This is a genomic window from Quyinboa sediminis (assembly GCF_042219855.1).
Taxonomy (GTDB): domain Bacteria; phylum Bacteroidota; class Bacteroidia; order Bacteroidales; family UBA5342; genus JBHJHP01.
Window position 1 is genome coordinate 1,161,329 of record NZ_JBHJHP010000001.1, and the last position, 20,023, is coordinate 1,181,351.

Below are 20,023 nucleotides of genomic sequence, written 5' to 3' on the forward strand. Positions count from 1 at the left end.
TAACATGTCAGGCGCCATGAATTGTTTAGATACAATAGCGTTAATAAACCCTAAACCGGAAAACTCACCAATCAATAAAAAAACCAGTGGTTAATAAAATGTAGAATTACGGTTAAAACCCTTACCTTTGGTGCGAGGTAAATGATAAACACCGGTTCACCAAAACCGGTTTAACAGGCTTAAGGATGAAAATCATAAGAAATACAATGGCTGTATTGCTGTTTGCTGCGCAATGCACCATCTCATTCACACAGATTCCAGCGGGCTATTATGGTTCCGCTGAAGGGAAAACGGGAGAACAACTTAAAGCAGCTTTATATGAAATTATTAAGGGTCATGTGGAATATCCGTATACGGCTTCCACTACTGACACATGGGATATACTGAAATCGTCTGACAGGGATCCGGAAAACGCTGAGAATGTCATTCTTATTTACACCAACAGGAGTGTTAACGGCCCGCAGGAATACAATAACGCACAGGGCTGGACCAGGGAACATGTATGGGCCAAGTCCAGAGGTGATTTCGGAACCTCAACCGGCACCGGAACAGATTTGCACAATCTGAAACCCTGCGATGTAAGTATGAACTCGTTACGTAGCAACCGCAGTTTTGCAGCGTCGGATAATCCGGTTGACGACAATGGCATATTTACCGGTTGTTATGTTGGTGATGGATTTACATTTGAACCAAGAGATGCTGTGAAAGGTGATGTGGCAAGGATAATTTTCTACATGGCTACCCGGTATGAAGGATATAATGGAGAACCGGATCTTGAACTCACGGAACAGGTATTGGATTCCGGTGATAAAAGTCCCCTGCATGGTGTTCTCTCTGACCTGTTGAGCTGGAATGACGCTGATCCTGTTGATGCCTTTGAAGAGAACAGAAATAACGTGATTTACAGTTATCAGCAAAACCGTAATCCCTTTATTGATCATCCTGAGTGGATAAATGCCATCTGGGGCACTGCAACAAAAATACAAAACACATTCACTCTGCCTGAAAACAATCAGATTGAAGTCTATGACCTGTCAGGGCGATGCGTTTATAAAGGAGAACGAAATCCGGGGTTCAGAAGTACGCTTATCCCGAATTCCATTTATATTATCAAAGACAGTTCAGGAATACACAAAATTATTATTCAGAATAACAGATAGTCCGGTAACCGGCTATTCTTCCAGTTCTGTAAGATTCCATACAAAGCATGCGCCGCCTTTGCGATCGGGCCGTGCTCCTCTGGCATCAGCAGAACAGAGACTATTGGCATCAGGATCTACAAACAAATACCGGTTTGTATACAGCGACATAAGCATCAGGTCGCCTTTCAGCATGTCGGTCCACTGAAATGTTGATGCCTCTCCTTTATCTTCGGATTCTATGCGAACCTCCGCCATTCCTCCCAGGCCTTTAACTGTAACATATCCGCCGGTGGCTACAGATTGCAGCGCAATTCTTCCCTGACCACGATCCAGTACCCTGAATTTCGCCAGATCACCGGCAGCAAAACGGCTACCCTCCTCAACCGGCCTCAGGTGATTCCGCCAGTTTACCAGAACTGATCCGTCAGCCAGGCTGTTTAGCGTAATAATTTTGTCATATGGTACAGGCCTTGTAAGGCTCTGACATCTAGGTTCAATCACCTTAAAACTGTTAAAGTCCGCGTAGCCTCCCTCTTTTCCGGTTTTATTAAAATTAAACAGTGCGTAACGTACCCCCTGGAAGGTTCTTAACTGGTAAGGCATTAAAATCTCTCCACCAAGATCGGTAAAATTCTCACCATCAACACTGTAACTCAGTAATCCATTATCCGTATCGAAATTACAATAGGCTCTGAACCAGATTTTTTTGGTTTGTAACGGTACTGTTAATGTTTTTTGCTCCTGTTGGTTATAAAACTGTATCTCTCTCACTTTCCCCTTCTGAACCACACCAATCCAGGCATATGGTAAATTTAACAGCGCCAGACCAGCTACATCGCCATCTTTAAGACCTTTAAGGTCCAGTTCTGTTATAGCAAAAGATTCGGGACCAATTCCACGTTGTGTCAATGAGTTTCTGGCATGCCAGAAGGATTCCGCAGGCAGGGAATGTAATCGCAAATATCCTTTACGCTCCTTTAACGACCATTTACTGTCAACAGGAACATGATTCCATTGCCAGCCATTTTTCAGTTCCGGTCCGCTAAAATCATCATCCCTGTCGAAGGGTGCGTGTGGTTTGGATGTAAATCCGGTATTAGGTTTGATCCATGTTCTTGGTGAACGGGTGAGGTTGCCCGGCAGACCGAAATACGGCCATCCATCCTGCCATGTAACAGGTGACAGGCCTACCACTCTTCCAATGGAATTATAGTCCAGCATGGACCATCCCCACCACTCACCGGATTGAATCTGTACTATACCTCCCTGATGCATCGGAATACACCCTACATAATTTTCAGGAAATCTTACAATATCAAACGGAGGTCCCTGACGGGTATTGAAAATACGCATGCGCTGACCTTCTCCAAAATTTTCTTCAGCGCTCATTACATTAACTTCATATGGTCCGTAAGGCTTATCTGCCCTTAGACAAACCTGGTAACAGAGTGGATCATAGTTGGTGTTTGTGATGTAATATTTCCCGTTAATTTTATAGATATGACTTCCTTCTCCAGCACCACTGCCAGCTTCCACAATAACATGTTCTGTCCCCGGAATCACATCCATCAGGTCGCTTGTCAGTTGGACCATTTTAACTTCATTATAGCCCCAAACGGCATAAATCTTATCATCATCGTCAAACAGAATGGTTACATCGTGCAGGCGTGCATTCATGGTGCGTTGCTTCCATGGGCCCATAGGGTCAGCGGATGTAAAAATCTGGGTTCCATGCCCGTTAACATTTGAAAAAATGTAAAAGGTATCCTTATGGTATCTGAAACAAGGCGCCCAAATGCCCTGTCCATAGAAATCACGGCCGTTCTCAAGACGCATCTCCGGTCCCATATCAAGCCGCGGGACTGCATAGCTCAGCAGTTCCCAGTTTACCAGATCTCTGGAATGCAATACTGGTAGTCCCGGCATGGTATGCATCGTAGTTCCGGTCAGATAATAATCGTCTCCGACACGGATCATATCAGGATCAGAAAACTCCTCGTAAAACAATGGATTGGTAAAGGTGCCGTTTCCGTTATCTGCAGTCCATGTGCAATCGGCAACCGGTTCTACAGGATCTGTTGCCATAGCAAGCAGGTTGCTGCTCATGACCAGAACAGCCGCGAGACCTGTTTTATATATTCCCGTCCTAAGATCGCTAAAACGGAGTGATTTCAGTTTTATCATAATGTACGAATTAATGTTGAAGGGGTATAAAGATAAGACTTTTTAGTGTTATACATACACTCTAAACAAAATCTCTTAAACCTGAGTTCCGAAAACATTTATTTAATTGCTGTTGTCCGGTTAAAACTTCAGAGATTCCTCGCTTCACCGGACTGAAAGGCAGCTGACAGCTTTAGGGCTGGAGGAAGGGTAAATATACGACTCAAATACAAACCGACTCTTCTCCGGCCAATTCTGAATCCACCAGGCTGTTATTCTGAGCCTAATAAAACGAAGCGAATAATCTGTAAGTCATACTGAGTTTTAAGCAGACAACGGTCATTTTTAATTTGAAATCATTATGAATTATTAATTTTTTGAACCAAACACCTGCCGGATAAGTTACACATACTGCCTTTCCTGTTTTGCAGTTCCGTTTAACCATCACCCGAAAACAATTAAATTTATACATTATGCAATACAATTTATTAGGGAACACAGGTTTAAAAGTCTCAGAATTATGTCTTGGCACCATGACCTTTGGTGGAAAAGGAATGTGGACTGCAATCGGCACCCTTCCACAGGATCAGGTAAATGTGCTTATGAAACAGGCTGTGGATGACGGAATAAACTTTATAGACACGGCCAATGTCTACAGTGAAGGCCTGAGTGAACAAATGACCGGTCAGGCAATCAGGGAACTGGGTCTGAACCGTGATGAACTTGTTATCGCTACCAAGGTTCGTGGTAAAATGGGAGACGGTCCCAATGATATTGGTTTAAGCCGTAAACATATTTTACAGCAGGCAGATGAAAGTTTGCAGCGACTGCAACTGGATTACATTGATCTTTACCAGATTCATGGCTTTGATAAACTGACTCCGGTTGAGGAAACACTGGAGGCTCTGGATCTCCTGGTAAAAAGTGGTAAAGTAAGGTATATCGGTTGCAGCAACCTGGCGGCATGGCAAATTATGAAAGCACTTGGCATTTCAGCAAAAGAACATCTGAATAAGTTTATTTCACTTCAGGCTTACTACACCATTGCAGGACGTGACCTGGAACGGGATATCGTACCGTTGCTTCTGGATCAGCAGATGGGATTAATGGTATGGAGTCCTCTGGCAGGTGGTTTGCTGAGTGGCAAATATAACCGCTCCATGGAAAACAGTGAAGGACGCCGGGCAACATTCGATTTTCCACCTGTGGATAAGGAAAAGGCATTTGATATTATTGATGTAATGCAACCTATTGCGGCATCAAAGAATGTCTCTGTTGCACAGATAGCATTAGCCTGGCTGCTTCATCAGCCGGTAGTCACTTCTGTTATTATCGGAGCCAACAAACCGGAACAGCTTTCAGACAACCTGAATGCTGTAAATGTAAAACTAACGGAAGATGAACTTCAAAAACTGAATGAAGTAAGTAAACTGACACCGGAATATCCCGGTTGGATGATTGATCGCCAGGGTGGAGACAGACAATAAGAAGTGTAAAGCTTATAAATATAAAGGTGAAAAGCGTCATTATCAGTGGCGCTTTTTCATTCTCCTATATTCCGGTATAAAGATCAAAGAATTTACAATCATTCTTTCTATTTTAGCAAGACGAAAAAAATCTCACATATAATGAAAACTATTTTCCCGATTCTGATGCTGTTGTCATACTTAATACTGGCACAACCCTTTGCTGCAGGACAAAAGTTTGCAACCGGTAAAAAAGGACTGAATATTTACCACAAATCCTGGGTGGATTTTAATAAAAACGGGAAAAAGGATGTGTATGAAGATCCGGATCAAGCCCTTGACAAAAGGATTGAGGATCTCTTGCAACAGATGAACCTGGAAGAAAAAACCTGCCAGATGGCTACATGGTATGGCTACAACAGGGTGCTAAAGGATCAGTTACCGACTGAAGACTGGAAAAACAAAGTTGTTAAGGATGGCATTGGCAATATTGATGAACACATCAATGCGGTGGCTTACCACGGAAATACTGTTACTCAATACTCCTGGCCACCATCAAGTCATGCCAGAGCCATAAACGAGGTTCAACGCTTTTTTGTGGAAGAAACACGATTGGGTATACCGGTCGATTTTACAAATGAAGGCATCCGGGGCCTGTGCCATCAGGGCGCCACCGGTTTTCCTGCTCAAATTGGCATAGGCAGCACCTGGGACAGGGAACTGGTATCTGAAATTGGTAAGGTAACAGCAACGGAGGCCAGAAGCCTTGGTTACACCAACATCTATTCACCAATACTTGATCTGGCCCGTGATCCACGTTGGGGTCGAACTGTAGAATGCTACAGCGAAGACCCTTGTCTTGTCAGTAACCTTGGACTTGAAATGGTAAAAGGTCTGCAGGCCAACGGGGTAGTTTCTACAGGAAAACATTTCGCTGTTTACAGTTCACCCAAAGGCGGACGGGACGGTGAAGCCCGAACCGATCCACAGGTTACGGATAGAGCCATGCACGAAATTTTTCTGGAACCTTTCAGAACTGCAACAGAAGAAGGACATATTCTTGGATTTATGTCATCCTATAACGATTACAACGGTATTCCGGTTACCGGGAGTCACTACTTTTTAACGGATCTTTTAAGAGATACATGGGGATTCAAAGGTTATGTGGTTTCTGACAGCTGGGCTGTCGGGGGATTACAGGGAAGACATTATGTGGCAGAGAATTTCAGGGAAGCTGTTTATCAGTCCGTAGAAGCCGGATTAAATATCCGGACCAATTTCACTCCACCAGAAGATTTTATTCTGCCCCTAAGGGAACTGGTGACCGAAGGAAGAATTTCAGAATCAACCATCAACAGCCGGGTAAGAGACGTTTTAAGGGTCAAGTTTATGCTCGGCTTATTTGACAATCCATATGTGGAAGATCCTGAAAAAGCCGATACAATTGTGCATAATGAAGCTCATGTTAAGATAGCCAAACGGGCATCCTATGAATCTGTAGTGCTTTTAAAAAATGATGTGAACCTGTTACCGCTGAATAAAGATGCTTTAGGCTCTGTTCTGATTACCGGACCAAATGCAAAAGCGGTTAATCACTCCATAAGCAGATACGGGCCGTCAAATATTGATGTGATATCGCTTTACGATGGTATTGAAAATCTGGTTGGGGATCAGGTAAAACTGGAATTTGCACAGGGCTGTGATTTTTACGATGAAAACTGGCCGTTAAATGAATTATATTACATCGCTCCCTCAGAAAAACAGCAAAACTACATTGATGAAGCTGTTGAAAAGGCCAGGAAAGTGGACCTGATTATTGTAGCTGTCGGCGATGATGAACATACCGTTGGAGAATCCAAATCCAGAACATCTCTTAACCTGCCCGGCAACCAGGAAGAGCTGGTGAAAGCACTATACGAAACAGGTAAACCAGTGGTAGTGGTTCTCATCAATGGTCGTCCGATGTCGATCAACTGGATCGATGCTTATATCCCGGCCATCATTGAAGCCTGGTTTCCCGGCGAATATGGAGGAGAAGCAATTGCTGATGTACTCTTTGGAAACTACAATCCGGGAGGAAAACTTCCGATCACCTTTCCCCGGACGGTAGGTCAGATCCCCTTTAACTTTCCGGCAAAACGCAGTTCTCAAAAATGGCAGGGTCGCAAAGAAATAGGCAGTACCAGAGTCAATTCGGCCCTCTACCCTTTCGGTTATGGCTTAAGCTATACCACATTTGAATACAGTGATCTGCAGGTCAACCCTAAAAATCAGGTCCCGGACTTTGACAGTATTTCCGTCAGTTTTACTCTTAAAAACAGTGGACAACATGCAGGTACCGAAATTCCCCAACTTTACATTCAGGATGAGTACAGTTCAGTGGTATGGTATGAAAAACTATTACAGGGTTATACCAGGGTATGGCTTGAACCGGGTGAATCTAAACAGGTGACGTTTTATCTGCACCCCAAAAACCTTTCATTGCTGAACAAGGAAATGAAGCGGGTGGTTGAACCGGGTATTTTTAATGTTTATGTCGGGGCATCGTCTGAAGATATCAGGTTAAGTGGTCAGGTGATGATCAGTGAATAGATGATATGTATATCAGATAAGTTTTATATATTTGATGTTTTCATCTAAATTACCATATCATGAAAACACCTGTAAATCCTTTAAATTTTGTTGTTATCCTTATATCACTTACGTTCTTAAGTCAGGGATGTAAGGTTAAATCCCAACATGAAAAAAGTAAAATGCAATATGTATTAAGTGCAAATTATAAAATTGATATCAGTCATTCTGATGGCATCCCCTACGAACGAAACGGCTTTAATAATTACAACCGGTTTCAATCTGCTTCCGTTGAAAATATGAATAAAGAAGACCTTATAAATACTCAGCACAGTAATGATACCATAAAACACCTGGTGAATCAAAATTTATTCGGGTATACCATATCGGAGTACGACTATAAAATTGATTCTGTCTTTAAAATTAAACCGGAGGGTAATTCCGGGTTTAAATATAAAAACGGTATAACAGGCCATTATAATTACCATATTTTAAAGATCCGTGAGAAACAGGACACAGTGCCCTACACGATTCATGTGCAGTTTACGGATACAATAAATTTAAACTGTAAGCATAAACAGCTAAATCACTTAATTGCACATGCCATTAATTCAGAATTACATGATTCTTTCAAAAAGTATATGCAAAATACAATCATCAAATTACCATTTGAAAAGCCGGATTATAATGCGTGGCGTAATGATTAGAATTAAAACAAGGTTTATAAACAGCTGTAAATAAAAGAAGAACCTTTAGTTTACACCTTCGCCAGGTTGTGCAGGAATGTTTACGTATAATCCTGATTGTATGAAACATGTAGTTTTATAAAGGCCACATCCCTTAAAAACCTTTCTGATAATTGTTTTTTTATAATGTTTATCCCATTCAGCAATTTACTTTAATTCAGCAGGTAAAGTCATAATGGTATATCTGTATGAACCATTTATCAAACGGATACTGTATGGTATTATCAATACATAATCTGCAAAACCATTCATTTTTTTGTAGCTTTGAAAGGCAAAAGTCAAAAGCAGATAAATAATCTGAAATTCACTGGATACCATTCAATTTACCACTATAAAACAAAAATGATGAATAGAGGATCATTAACGCTCATCTTTACTGTTCTGATTCTATTAACACCTTTTTATGCCCAAAGCACAACAGGTGTATATAATATACGTGAATTTGGCGCTGCAGGAGATGGAGAAACACCGGATACAGATGCCATCAATGCTGCCCTTACAGCTGCAGCAGAAAACGGTGGTGGGACTGTCGTTTTTCCTGCCGGAGACTACCTGAGCTATTCAATTCGGTTAAAAAGTAACATTTCCATTTACCTGAGCCAGGGTGCTACCATTATTGCAGCTGAACCCACCGACAGTACAGGTTATGATTCTCCTGAGGAAGGTCCGGGAAACAGATACCAGGACTATGGACACAGCCACTGGCATAACAGCCTCATCTGGGGAGAAGATCTTGAAAATATTTCTATTACGGGACCAGGAATGATCCATGGGAAGGGCTTGAAACGCTCACGTCCATACCGTTTTCCCCATGCAAATAAAGCCATTGCTTTGAAAAACTGTCGCAACGTCATTTTCAGGGATTTTACCATTTTAATGGGCGGACATTTTGGAATCCTGGCTACAGGTGTGGATAATATGACTATCGATAATCTAAAAATGGACACAAACCGGGATGGTATTGATGTGGATTGCTGCCGGAATGTCCGTATTTCAAACTGCAGTATAAATTCGCCCTGGGATGATGCCATTTGTCTGAAAAGTTCCTATGCGCTCGGATATGCCAGAGCCACTGAAAATGTTACCATAACAAACTGTCAGGTATCGGGTTATGACCGCGGAACATTTCTGGACGGCACATATCAGAAAGAGGAAGCACATCTTGTTCCGGACCGTGAAGGCCCGACAGGTAGAATCAAGTTCGGAACTGAATCGAATGGCGGATTTAAAAATATTACCATTTCCAACTGTGTATTTGATTATTGCCGTGGACTTGCTCTTGAAACGGTCGATGGCGGATTTCTGGAAGATGTAACAATTTCTAATATTACGATGAGAAATACCATCAACTCCCCCATCTTTTTGCGTTTGGGAGCACGCATGCGTGGCCCTGAGAATATTCCTGCGGGAAAACTGCGGCGTATTAATATCAGCAATGTGGTGGTATATAATGCAGACTCCCGTTTTTCCAGCCTCATCACAGGTATTCCGGGTCACCAAATTGAAGATGTTACACTCAGTAACATAAGCATCTGGTACAAACCATTGGATGCTGAAGCCGGAACAATTCCTGAGAATGTTCCGGAAATGGAAGATGCTTATCCCGAACCACAAAAGTTCGGATTAATTCCATCCTACGGATTTTTCATCAGGCATGCTAAAAATGTAAAAATGCATAATATAAATATATATCACACCGGCGAAGAAAAACGTCCGGCCATGATACTTGACGATGTTCATGGTTTATATCTGACGAACTCTGAATTTCAACAACCGGAAAACGGTGAGCTTATACATATTTTGAACTCTGCCAATGTTAAAATAAAAGGCTGTGAAAACATCCATGATGCAGAGTTGGAACAAATTGAAAATAAAATTATTAAATAACACAACAGGTTAATTATGAACGTTAATACCAGATTCAGCATTACATTGTACCTTATCTCCGCTTTGATGTTTTCTACATTAAGCACCGAGGCGCAGATCGGCACACGCTTTCCTTCAGAAAAAAAGATAATCACGGATCCTGTTACAGGTGTAAAACTCGCCTTTCTGACCAGTAAACCGCTTGGAGATTCTAAAATTTACCAGACGCACAACCAGTGGACTTCCGATGGAAAGTGGCTGGTATTCAGGTCAAACAGAGTACGTGGTGAGGCACTGGCAGTCAATGAGGAAACCGGCGATATTGTTCAGATAACTGAAGGTGGATATACCGGCATGCTAAATGTTGCCCGTAAATCCATGAAGCTATATTATATGCATCCCGTTGAAAAGGATTGGCGACGCAACAGAAACATACAGGTAATAGAGGTTGACCTGGCAAGGCTTTTTGAAGACAGCAGGAACAATACATTGAAAAATGAAGATACATACCAGCGGGTTTGCGGAACAATACCGGCAGAATACGGTGCCGGCGGAGATATGACGCTGGATGGCAACGAAGAATGGGTTTGGTTCAGGGTTGGAAAAACCATGGCCGGTAAGCATCTTCCCGATAGTGTCGCTGTGAAACCTGACTTCGGGCCTCGTCATATGGGTGCCGGGCCGGGTGGCATTGCCGGTATGAACATTAAAACAGGGGAAATTTCCTATGTTGTTTCCGTACCGTTTCAGGTCGGACATATTCAATCCAATCCATGGGTACCGGGGCAGATCGTGTTTTGCTGGGAAACAGGTGGTAAGTCGCCGCAACGTACATGGATCGTAAATTCTGACGGAACAGGACTGCGTCCCTTATATCCGGAAGCGCCTTACGAATGGATAACACATGAGGCCGTAATCACTCCTGATGAGGTGGCTTTTGCGATTATGGGGCATAGAAAAATTCCCGGAACAGATGAGCAGATAAAACCCGGAACAGATGTTAAAGGCGTTAATCCCGGACAGGAAGCTTCCTGGGGGCCTTGTGGAACACGTGAAAAACCAACGGGACTGGGCATCGTCAATATCAATTCCCGTGAGATGACGATTGCGGGTCAGATTCCTTATGGCAGCGGATTCTGGCATGTAAGCGGATCACCGGATAAGCGGTTTGTTGTTGGCGATAATTTCAACCGGGATATTTACCTGATAAACAGGGATACACATCAGATGCGCTTGCTATCAACCGGTCATAAGGCAACGGCATCAGACCATCCACATCCAACCTTTAGTCCGGATGGTTCTAAAGTGGAAATTCAGTCAGCCATGCTTTCTGATGATAACAAATCCATGAATATATGTGTTATCTATGTACCGGAAACCTGGTTTAATGAGAAATAGGGAGAAAATGACATCTAAAAAATTAATATTCAGAAGCAAACGGGATGTTTCCTTTGCATTACTACTGCTGCTGTTTATTTTAGTGGTAGTTGGTGTTGGAATTGTTTTACCTTACCTGAAAAGTCAGGAGGAAGAATTTTCACAGGTGATCATTTCTGCTGTTATCTCAGTTCTTTTTGTTGGTTTGATAATCTGGATCTGGTTTAACACAAAATACAAAATCAAAAATGACAACCTGCATATTTCCACCGGTCCCTTTTACTGGAATATCCTAGTCACAGAAATCAATACGGTGAGGCTGAATCAACAAACATTCGGGGGCTTGTTTAAGCTATCCCTTTCATGGAAATGCATAGCACTGACCTATAAATCAACACGAACAGTTTATATTTCACCCATAAATGAAACGGAGTTTTTAGCCGAACTGTTAAAAATAAATCCTAATATTGCAATCATAAACCATTGAGAAATACAATATTTTAATTATAACCGTTAACAACTATATATTATGAAACCGATTTACACCCTTATTTTAGCCACTTTGCTTATCGCAGCCTGCAAGCCTCAGAAAATTGAACTGTCATTAAACCTGGAGAAAAACAAGGATTATAAACAGATCAATGTCTCAAAGGTTGATATTACCCAAAATATGATGGGTCAGAGTATTGATATGGGAATGACCATGAAAAGCAGTCTGAATTTTAAAGTGGATGAGATTAAGGATACCATATACGACATCAGTGCAAAGTACGACAGTGTTTCCATGTCAATGGAATCATCCATGTTTAATATGACTGCAAATTCAGAATCAGAAGATGCAGCAAATCCCCTGACTGGTATTATGTCAGGAATGACGGATAAACCATTCAATATTCAGCTTACAAAGCATGGAAGAATTGAAGGCGTTTCCAACATCGAATCACTTTTTGAATCGGATAATCCAATGGCGCAGGCACAATTGGATCAGGTAAAGGTGCAGCTGCAAAATGCTTTTGGCGAGGAATCAGTAAAAAGCAACCTTCAGATGGTTACAGATATCTTTCCTGATCATCCCGTCAAGGTGGGCGACTCATGGGTGATTAATTCAACTCAAAGCTCCGCGTTTAAAATTAATTACAATACCACATATACTCTTGTTGAAAAAACCGCTGATTATTATCTGATTACCGGTAGCTCCGTCATTACAACTCCGGATTCGCAGGCATACATTGAGAATAACGGCATGGAAATGAAAACCGAGATGAACGGTACAATGACATCTGAAATAAAGATTGATAAAATGACCGGCTGGCCAATCGAATCCAAACAGAATCAGGATTTGACAGGGGTAAGCAAAGTTAAGGGCAATAATATGATGCCGGACGGGATGGAAATATCCATGAAGATTAAATCCAATACAGTTATTACGAACAAGTAAAACACCATACTCTCTTTTTAATGCGACAATCCGGCAAAAGATTCTATCTGTTGTTGTTGATTTTTGCTGTCATCAATTTAATTCAGGCCATAGTAACACCTGTTTCCTCTGATGAAGCATACTATATGACCTTTGCTCAAAATCCGGCCTGGGGCTATTTTGATCATCCACCCATGGTGGCATGGATCCTTTATGCCGGTTCTCTGTTTATGAATGGGATAACAGGGCTCAGGATCATGACAGTCCTGCTTTCAACGCTCACCTTAATGCTAATATGGAAACTTATTCCTGAACCGGTACGGCAGGACAAGAACTCGGCATACACTTTTTTCCTGTTGGTTCTGGCTTTTCCGGTTTTTAACATGTACGGTTTTATAAGCACACCTGATGTTCCACTGCTTTTTTTTGGAACACTTTACATTCTGCTATTCAGAAAACTGTTACAAAAAGCTGATATTGTCACATCCCTGATGCTCGGAATAGTTGCCGCAGCGCTCATCTATTCCAAATACCATGGTGGAATAATTATTCTGTTGAGTGTGATCCTTAATCTTAATGTATTGAGAAAACCGCACATTTACATTTCAGGTCTTATTGCTGCTGCTCTGCTGTTACCCCATTTACTCTGGCAGATGGATCATGATTTTATAACCTTTAACTATCATTTATTTGAACGTACAAAAGGAACGTTTCAGTTAAAACATGTCCTTGAATATCTTGGCGGAACCATTGGCATTCTGAATCCGCTTATCATTCTTTTTCTGATTATCCTTATCATCCGGGATTCTGGATTTTTTAAATATGCAGAGCTATTCTGGAAAAAACTGTTCATCGCTTTTATAACGTTCTTCTTTTTGTATTCATTCCGAAGCAAAACAGAAGCCCATTGGGTAGCATTTGCAGCTGTGCCTTTACTTATTATTCTAATGACTATTCTGTCAGGCAAGAATAAATACAGCAGACAGTTAAAACTTATAACCCTGATATCTGCCGGACTTATTTTATTAGCCAGAGTCATCATTATCCTTCCTCTACCTTTAAAAACTGATTTTCATAAAGAAAAACGAGACTATTATTCAGCCATAGAAAAGCTGGCAAAAGAACGAAATGTGGTTTTCGTAAACTCCTATCAACGGGCAGCCAAATTTACCTTTTACACCGGTAAAAAAGCCATGTCACTTAACAATGTCTATTACCGTAAGAACCAGTATGATCTATGGAACTGTGAAGATGATTTTGACAACCGGAATATATTATTAATCGGCAACTGGCCATCAGCATTTTTTGATAGTCTGATAACACGTAAAAATGAATTAATTCTATATAAAAAGATTGACAAATTCCCCCTGATCAGTAAGATTAACTGTACTCTGGTTTCTGATAGCCCCATACTCAGTCAACAAAAAAATGAACTAAAACTTGACCTCCTTAATCCTTACAAAAAAACGGTCTCATTTAACAGAACCGATTTTCCTGTCGTTTTTTCTGCTGTTTTGGAAAACAAGGAAAAAACGGTCATTTTACCGTTAAAACTAAAATCGTTACCGGATCAGGTGTTACCGGATCAACTTCTGCATCTGACCGCAAATATTGACCTGAGGTCCTTATCTCCGGGAACCTATTCATGTTGTTTTGTTTGCAAAACTGGTTATCTTTATGATCAACAGATCAGCAGAAAATATGAGATGGAAATTCAATAGCCTGACTTTATTTGGTAAATGACATGAAAACACATACTTTACTTATTGTATTCTTCTTAATTGCGACCTGCTTGGTCGCACAGGAAGTTACCTATAAAAGTATTGAGGATATTCCTTACTACGAAAACACAGATACCATAAAGGATGCCTATAAAAAAGAGCGGTGTGTGCTGGATTTATATTATCCCTCCGGTTTAAATGCATTTCCGGTGGTGGTCTGGTTTCATGGCGGTGGCCTTGAATTTGGACAGAAAGAAATTCCCGAAGGTTTAAAGCAAAAAGGTATAGCAGTTATCGGAGTGAATTACCGGCTTTCTCCAAAGGTAAAATCTCCGGCTTATGTCGAAGATGCTGCAGCTGCTGTGAGCTGGGCTTTTCATCATATTGCGGAATATGGTGGTGATCCGGAACTTATCTTTGTATCAGGGCATTCAGCAGGTGGATATCTGGCCAGCATGGTTGGAATGGATAAACGATGGCTTGCTAAGTTCGGTATTGATGCCAATGACATAGCCGGACTAATACCTCTAAGCGGTCAGTGCATCACACACTTCACGATAAGAAAGGAAAGGGGTATTCCATCCACTGAACCCATAATAGATGATATGGCACCCATTAATCATGTAAGGCCGGATGCACCGCCAATCCTTTTAATAACGGGTGACCGCGATAAAGATATGCCTGCACGATACGCCGAAAACGAGTATATGCTGACTATGCTGAAAGTAGTAGGACATCCGGATGCAAGACTATATGAACTTGGTGGCTATTCACATATGATGGTTGAACCGGCTCTGCCCCTCGTCCTTGAGGAAGTGAAGAGAATAACAAAAATTAAAGAAGGAAAATAATATTCCTCTGCTATATAATCTACCGAATTATGGTTGGAGGTTATTAAGCAGTACAGTCCAAAATATTTTTTTTTGACATACACAAAATAATTTAATTTGCGTGTAATCTTTTACAGGCTTTTGAATTATATTTGTTCCATGATTACCACCTATTCTACCGAGCATGTTATACCCAAAGATCTGAATGATGTACTGGTTCACATGATAACTTTCAGCTTTATTACGAATGGAGAAACATTAACCGATAAATTTATTCCGCAGTGCACCACTTCATGGGTATTACATTTCCGTGAGACATTTGAGTTATCAGGGAAAAACCTTGAACCGACCGTTTTGCCCAAAACATTTTTTACGGCTAACATCAATCAATATTTGTATCTGAAATCAATCGGTGATGTAGACAGCATTGTCATTATGTGTAAACCTTACGGACTCTACAGAATTTTCGGTACCGACATGGATCATTTAACCCAAAATTATTGCATAGATGCCATGCCATATATTGGAAAAGCATTTTATGACAAACTTAAGGCTACATCCTCAGCAAATGAACGTGTGGCAGCGCTTTACAGTTTTATTCAGAATAAACTGATTGAAACAGCACAACCACGGCATATTGTCGATATCATTTGTGACGATCTTCTGAAAAAAAAGGGCAATATTAAAATTCATGACCTGACCGATAAGTACGGTTTAAATGAGCGGTACCTCAGGCGTGTTTTTAAGGAACGAATCGGCTTATCTGCAAAACAACTGGCACGTACCGCACGGATCACCCATATTATTCAGAACCTGCCACTGAATACAAAACCGGAATGGTTATCGCTTGTAGCAGAATGTGGTTATACTGACCAGGCTCATCTTATTAAAGACTTTAAATCAGTAACAGGCGAAACACCGGAAATGCTTTACAGGCGCGACAGAAGCTATATGAATTTAATCTCCTATCTGAAATCTGAAGAAATGACGTTTCTTACCGATTAATCCCCCGTTATTATTGTCCGTTTTTTACAATATATTGGTACTCTGAACCCGTAATTTTAGCCTGCTAACAGTGTTACTCCTGTTTGGGATATTCAAACTGTAAAATTTACAATCACTATTATTCAATTAAACATGTTAAATTATGAACCAGAAATTATTGATTTGGATTTTTTTAGGCAGCATTGCGCTGTTCACATCCTGTGTTGAAAAAAATGTAAACGTTACGGGTAATCTTGTTAAGGATGTAAACTCTCCTACCACCCTGACAGCTGACAAAGAATGGACCGTAGAAGGTTATGTAAACATTATTTCAGATTTAATCATTGAACCGGGAACGGTAATAAAATTTAAGGAAGATGCCTCTCTGAACATCGGGAATGGGAAATACGGTTCACTTAAAGCAATCGGAACAGCTGACAAACCTATTATATTTACTTCAGCTTCCTCTAATCCAGAGGCAGGTGACTGGGATGGCGTATATTTTTACGATCAAAATTCATCGACTCAAAGCGAACTAAGCTACTGCAAATTTATGTATGGGGGACAAACATCAGCATATGATGACGAAGGAGGTCTTGTTGAACTGTATGATACAGATCTGAAAATAACCAACTGTACGTTCAGCCACATTAATAACTGTGGCATCTATCTGAATACCAATTCTGAATTTGTGGCATTTGAACATAACCGGATTGAAGATTGTGGTAAACATCTTATGGTTCTGCCCGCAACAGCTGCCGGAACCATTGGTGCTGACAACATCTTCACAACGAATAAAAACTATGGCATCCTGGTTACACAGTCTGAAATTAAAACCAATGTAGAATGGAAAACACAGACTGTTCCTTTCTTTGTTCACGATTGGATATCAGTCAATGGAAACAATGCCGTTTTTATCATTCATGCCGGAACAGTAGTGAAATTTAATCCCTACGGCGCTATTGTTAACGGGAATGATTCCAACGGGAAGTTTCTGGCCGATGGCTTACCTGATTCACCGGTTATATTTACGTCTGCTGCATCGGTAGCATCAAAAGGTGACTGGCAGTTTATCCAGTTCGGTGAATTTACATCTGCCGGATCCGGTTTAAATTATGCGGTTGTGGAATATGGTGCCGGCGCATACGATGATGATGAAGACGCTGTAATAAATATCTATTCGGATAAAGTGAGTATATCTCACTGTACAATCAGAGAGAACGAAGGTTACGGCATCTATATTTGGTATGATTTATCGCCGGATGTGAATGATAATATCTTCTCCAACAACAATAATGCGGATATTTATAAGGTGGAATAAGAGTTTGTAGAGATTAATTACCACGTTAAACCTTTACATCCCCGTTACCCGCAGTGTTCCCTCTGCGGGTAACTTATTTTAAAGCTTCATCAGAGCAGTTAGCAATATTCCGGTTTTGAAACTCCGGTTCTGATTTTGCTGTTTTTCTTGCTTTTGTATTTAACGTCATTTACAGCCATACCGCGTATTTTATTCATTCAGCCCTACAGGCTGAACCATTACACAGGCCATCACCCGGCACTACGTACCGGGTTTAGTACATGCAGTCCTTCAGACTTAAAACTGTACCTTATAAAGGTTAAAGCAAAGGCTGAAAGCCTTACTGATTCCAGCCTGACATGCATGTCAGGCTGATGAGCACAGCGTATACCCACACTGAAGGTGTGGCTGATGATGCCCTTTGTATTTCATCGGCTTATTTCGCAGCTTATCGGAAAAATGTAGTATAACTGACAGATACGGTGTTTTTTTACACAATAAATTATAATTTTAATGCAATGAAAAAAAGACACCTCACTTTGTTATTACTTACAGGAATACTGTTCCTGGGACAAACGGTTCATGCCAACGACCAGTTTTCGAATCTGGATAAAGCCACAGAAAAAAAGTACTGGGACTTTATGAGTGAACGCCTGTTTAATCCTGAAGTAAGGGTTTTTGCTAAATTTCCCCATCAGGACATCCGAATCACCATGTCAGATGCAACTCCTGAGGACAGCACTATTGTTAAGGATTTGATCAATGAAATTCAGCCCTTTATTACGACCAAGAAAATCGGTTTGATTCCAACGATACCCAATGACAGAAATCCTGATATCTGGTTATTTTTTCCCAAAAGAGATTCCTTAAACAGGTCTACTCACAACTTCAGCTTTTCTTCAAACGGAGAATTAAAAAAATTTGAGGACGAATCAGGAAATATCATAAAATACGATGGGTTTAAGGGGCAATTTCAAACAGAAATTTACCTGCAAAATATATTGTTTGATTTCAAAGATGCTGCAACAGATTCACTACGCATCCGCTATATCCGATACGCCATTTTAAGATCCTTCTGCGCATTTAACGGAAACCGCAATACTATTAAAACCTACATTGATCATGCCGTTTTTAACTCCTATGATTTTAATCCGAAGGGGACTGAATTTAAAGAGGTAGACAAATTTCTGCTATCCAGGCTGTATTCACAGGACATAAACGAACAATATAAAAATTACTTTTTGGAATACCATTCCTGGATGGAGTATTATATATATTTCATTAATGAATTTCTAAGTGGTTTTTCATATAAGATAATAACGTTTATAATTGGCTTAATTCTTTTTCTGATTTTCTTAAAGCCTGTATTTATTCGTTCTTATAAAAGCAAAATAATAAGCTACATACTTCCTGGATTAACCATTTTTGCTATTCTCTATCTAATTATGATTCTAAACGAAATTCCATTGATATTTACTTTTGGAAAAGAAAACTACAATGATTTCAGGCACGTCTCAAGACTGAGTGGTTATTTAGTTAACAATTTCATTGTCCTTATTATCTCAATTTCGTTTTTTACATTCACCCTTTACATTATTGAAAACTATTTACTACCTCTTAAAGCTTTTAGAAAAAGAAAAGTTTTATTTCAAGCTTTAACGCTCCCATTTTTAATTGTAACAACAATATTATCTCTTATACTTCTCACAGGAACTCATATTCATCTGGCAGGTCTTCTTGCCAAGGTGTTAACTTGGGGTATTACGTTTTCAGCTGCCCGTGGAATATGGCTCTTTTTAAATAACATATCAGACTTAAAGCTTAAAGAAAAAGAAGTGGAAATCAGCCGGCTAAAAGAGCAAAAATCACAGGCAGAGCTACAGGCTTTGCATTCCCGGATCAACCCGCATTTTTTATACAATTCACTGAACACTATTGCCGGACTGGCGCATAGCAATCCTGATAAAACAGAACAAATGGCTTTATCCCTGTCAGATTTGTTCCGCTACACCATCAACAGGAACGGGGAACAGCTGAGTAGTGTAAAAGAGGAAATGATGATGGTTGAAACCTACCTGAATATCGAAAAAATTCGTTTTGGTCAGCGGATGACCTTTACCATAAATGTGGATCAGGATTTAAACGACGTATTAATCCCCAAATACATCATTCAGCCCCTGGTGGAAAACGCTGTGAAGCATGGTATATCCAAAATAAACGGAGCAGGAAATATTGGGATTTCCGTCCGCAGGGATAAGGATGACCTACTCATTGAAATTGCCGATAACGGACCCGCATTTGATGAAGGACTGGTAAGCGGCTATGGACTTCAGAGTGTATTCGACATTCTTGAGCTAACCTACGAATCACGGGCTTCAATGCATTGGGAAAACGAACCGCGAAAATTTATCCAAATAACCATACCTTTAAAATAACCCGA

Annotated in this window: 14 protein-coding genes; 13 read left to right on the plus strand and 1 reads right to left on the minus strand. The window is 40.7% G+C overall.

Features of this window, described 5'->3' with window-relative positions; genetic code table 11:
- Positions 1-185: 185 nt before the first annotated feature.
- Positions 186-1,160: an endonuclease gene (locus ACE1EF_RS04835; RefSeq protein ID WP_375719491.1), complete on the plus strand. Its 975-nt coding sequence runs from the start codon at positions 186-188 to the stop codon at positions 1,158-1,160.
- A gap of 12 nt (positions 1,161-1,172) precedes the next feature.
- Here the strand turns inward: ACE1EF_RS04835 and ACE1EF_RS04840 are convergent, their stop codons facing one another.
- Positions 1,173-3,326: a family 43 glycosylhydrolase gene (locus tag ACE1EF_RS04840; protein ID WP_375719492.1), complete on the minus strand. Its 2,154-nt coding sequence runs from the start codon at positions 3,324-3,326 to the stop codon at positions 1,173-1,175.
- A gap of 452 nt (positions 3,327-3,778) precedes the next feature.
- On the opposite strand from ACE1EF_RS04840, the gene ACE1EF_RS04845 reads away from it, so the two are divergent.
- The 12 genes from ACE1EF_RS04845 to ACE1EF_RS04900 all read left to right on the plus strand — a co-directional run bounded on the left by ACE1EF_RS04845 (position 3,779) and on the right by ACE1EF_RS04900 (position 20,018).
- Complete coding sequence (locus ACE1EF_RS04845; protein ID WP_375719493.1) at positions 3,779-4,792, plus strand: aldo/keto reductase; 1,014 nt, start codon at positions 3,779-3,781, stop codon at positions 4,790-4,792.
- A 141-nt stretch (positions 4,793-4,933) separates the two neighbouring features.
- Complete coding sequence (locus ACE1EF_RS04850; protein WP_375719494.1) at positions 4,934-7,363, plus strand: glycoside hydrolase family 3 N-terminal domain-containing protein; 2,430 nt, start codon at positions 4,934-4,936, stop codon at positions 7,361-7,363.
- A 59-nt stretch (positions 7,364-7,422) separates the two neighbouring features.
- Positions 7,423-8,049, plus strand: coding sequence for a hypothetical protein (locus ACE1EF_RS04855; RefSeq protein WP_375719495.1), 627 nt, complete (start codon positions 7,423-7,425; stop codon positions 8,047-8,049).
- 381 nt (positions 8,050-8,430) lie between these two features.
- Positions 8,431-9,975: a rhamnogalacturonidase gene (locus ACE1EF_RS04860; RefSeq protein ID WP_375719496.1), complete on the plus strand. Its 1,545-nt coding sequence runs from the start codon at positions 8,431-8,433 to the stop codon at positions 9,973-9,975.
- A 15-nt stretch (positions 9,976-9,990) separates the two neighbouring features.
- Complete coding sequence (locus ACE1EF_RS04865) at positions 9,991-11,352, plus strand: hypothetical protein (protein ID WP_375719497.1); 1,362 nt, start codon at positions 9,991-9,993, stop codon at positions 11,350-11,352.
- 7 nt (positions 11,353-11,359) lie between these two features.
- Positions 11,360-11,818, plus strand: coding sequence for a PH domain-containing protein (locus ACE1EF_RS04870; RefSeq protein WP_375719498.1), 459 nt, complete (start codon positions 11,360-11,362; stop codon positions 11,816-11,818).
- Between the two features lie 42 nt (positions 11,819-11,860).
- On the plus strand, positions 11,861-12,769 hold the full coding sequence (locus tag ACE1EF_RS04875; RefSeq protein ID WP_375719499.1) for a DUF6263 family protein: 909 nt from the start codon (positions 11,861-11,863) through the stop codon (positions 12,767-12,769).
- Between the two features lie 20 nt (positions 12,770-12,789).
- Entirely contained in the window at positions 12,790-14,469 is a 1,680-nt protein-coding gene (locus tag ACE1EF_RS04880; RefSeq protein WP_375719500.1) for an ArnT family glycosyltransferase, read from the plus strand.
- Between the two features lie 23 nt (positions 14,470-14,492).
- Entirely contained in the window at positions 14,493-15,320 is an 828-nt protein-coding gene (locus tag ACE1EF_RS04885; protein WP_375719501.1) for an alpha/beta hydrolase, read from the plus strand.
- Between the two features lie 138 nt (positions 15,321-15,458).
- Positions 15,459-16,304 carry a helix-turn-helix domain-containing protein gene (locus tag ACE1EF_RS04890; RefSeq protein ID WP_375719502.1) on the plus strand — a complete coding sequence of 282 codons (846 nt, stop codon included), beginning with the start codon at positions 15,459-15,461 and terminating at the stop codon, positions 16,302-16,304.
- A gap of 142 nt (positions 16,305-16,446) precedes the next feature.
- Positions 16,447-17,604 carry a right-handed parallel beta-helix repeat-containing protein gene (locus tag ACE1EF_RS04895; protein WP_375719503.1) on the plus strand — a complete coding sequence of 386 codons (1,158 nt, stop codon included), beginning with the start codon at positions 16,447-16,449 and terminating at the stop codon, positions 17,602-17,604.
- A gap of 497 nt (positions 17,605-18,101) precedes the next feature.
- Positions 18,102-20,018 (plus strand): sensor histidine kinase, encoded by a 1,917-nt coding sequence (locus ACE1EF_RS04900; protein WP_375719504.1) that lies wholly within the window; start codon positions 18,102-18,104, stop codon positions 20,016-20,018.
- The last annotated feature ends 5 nt before the right edge of the window (positions 20,019-20,023 follow it).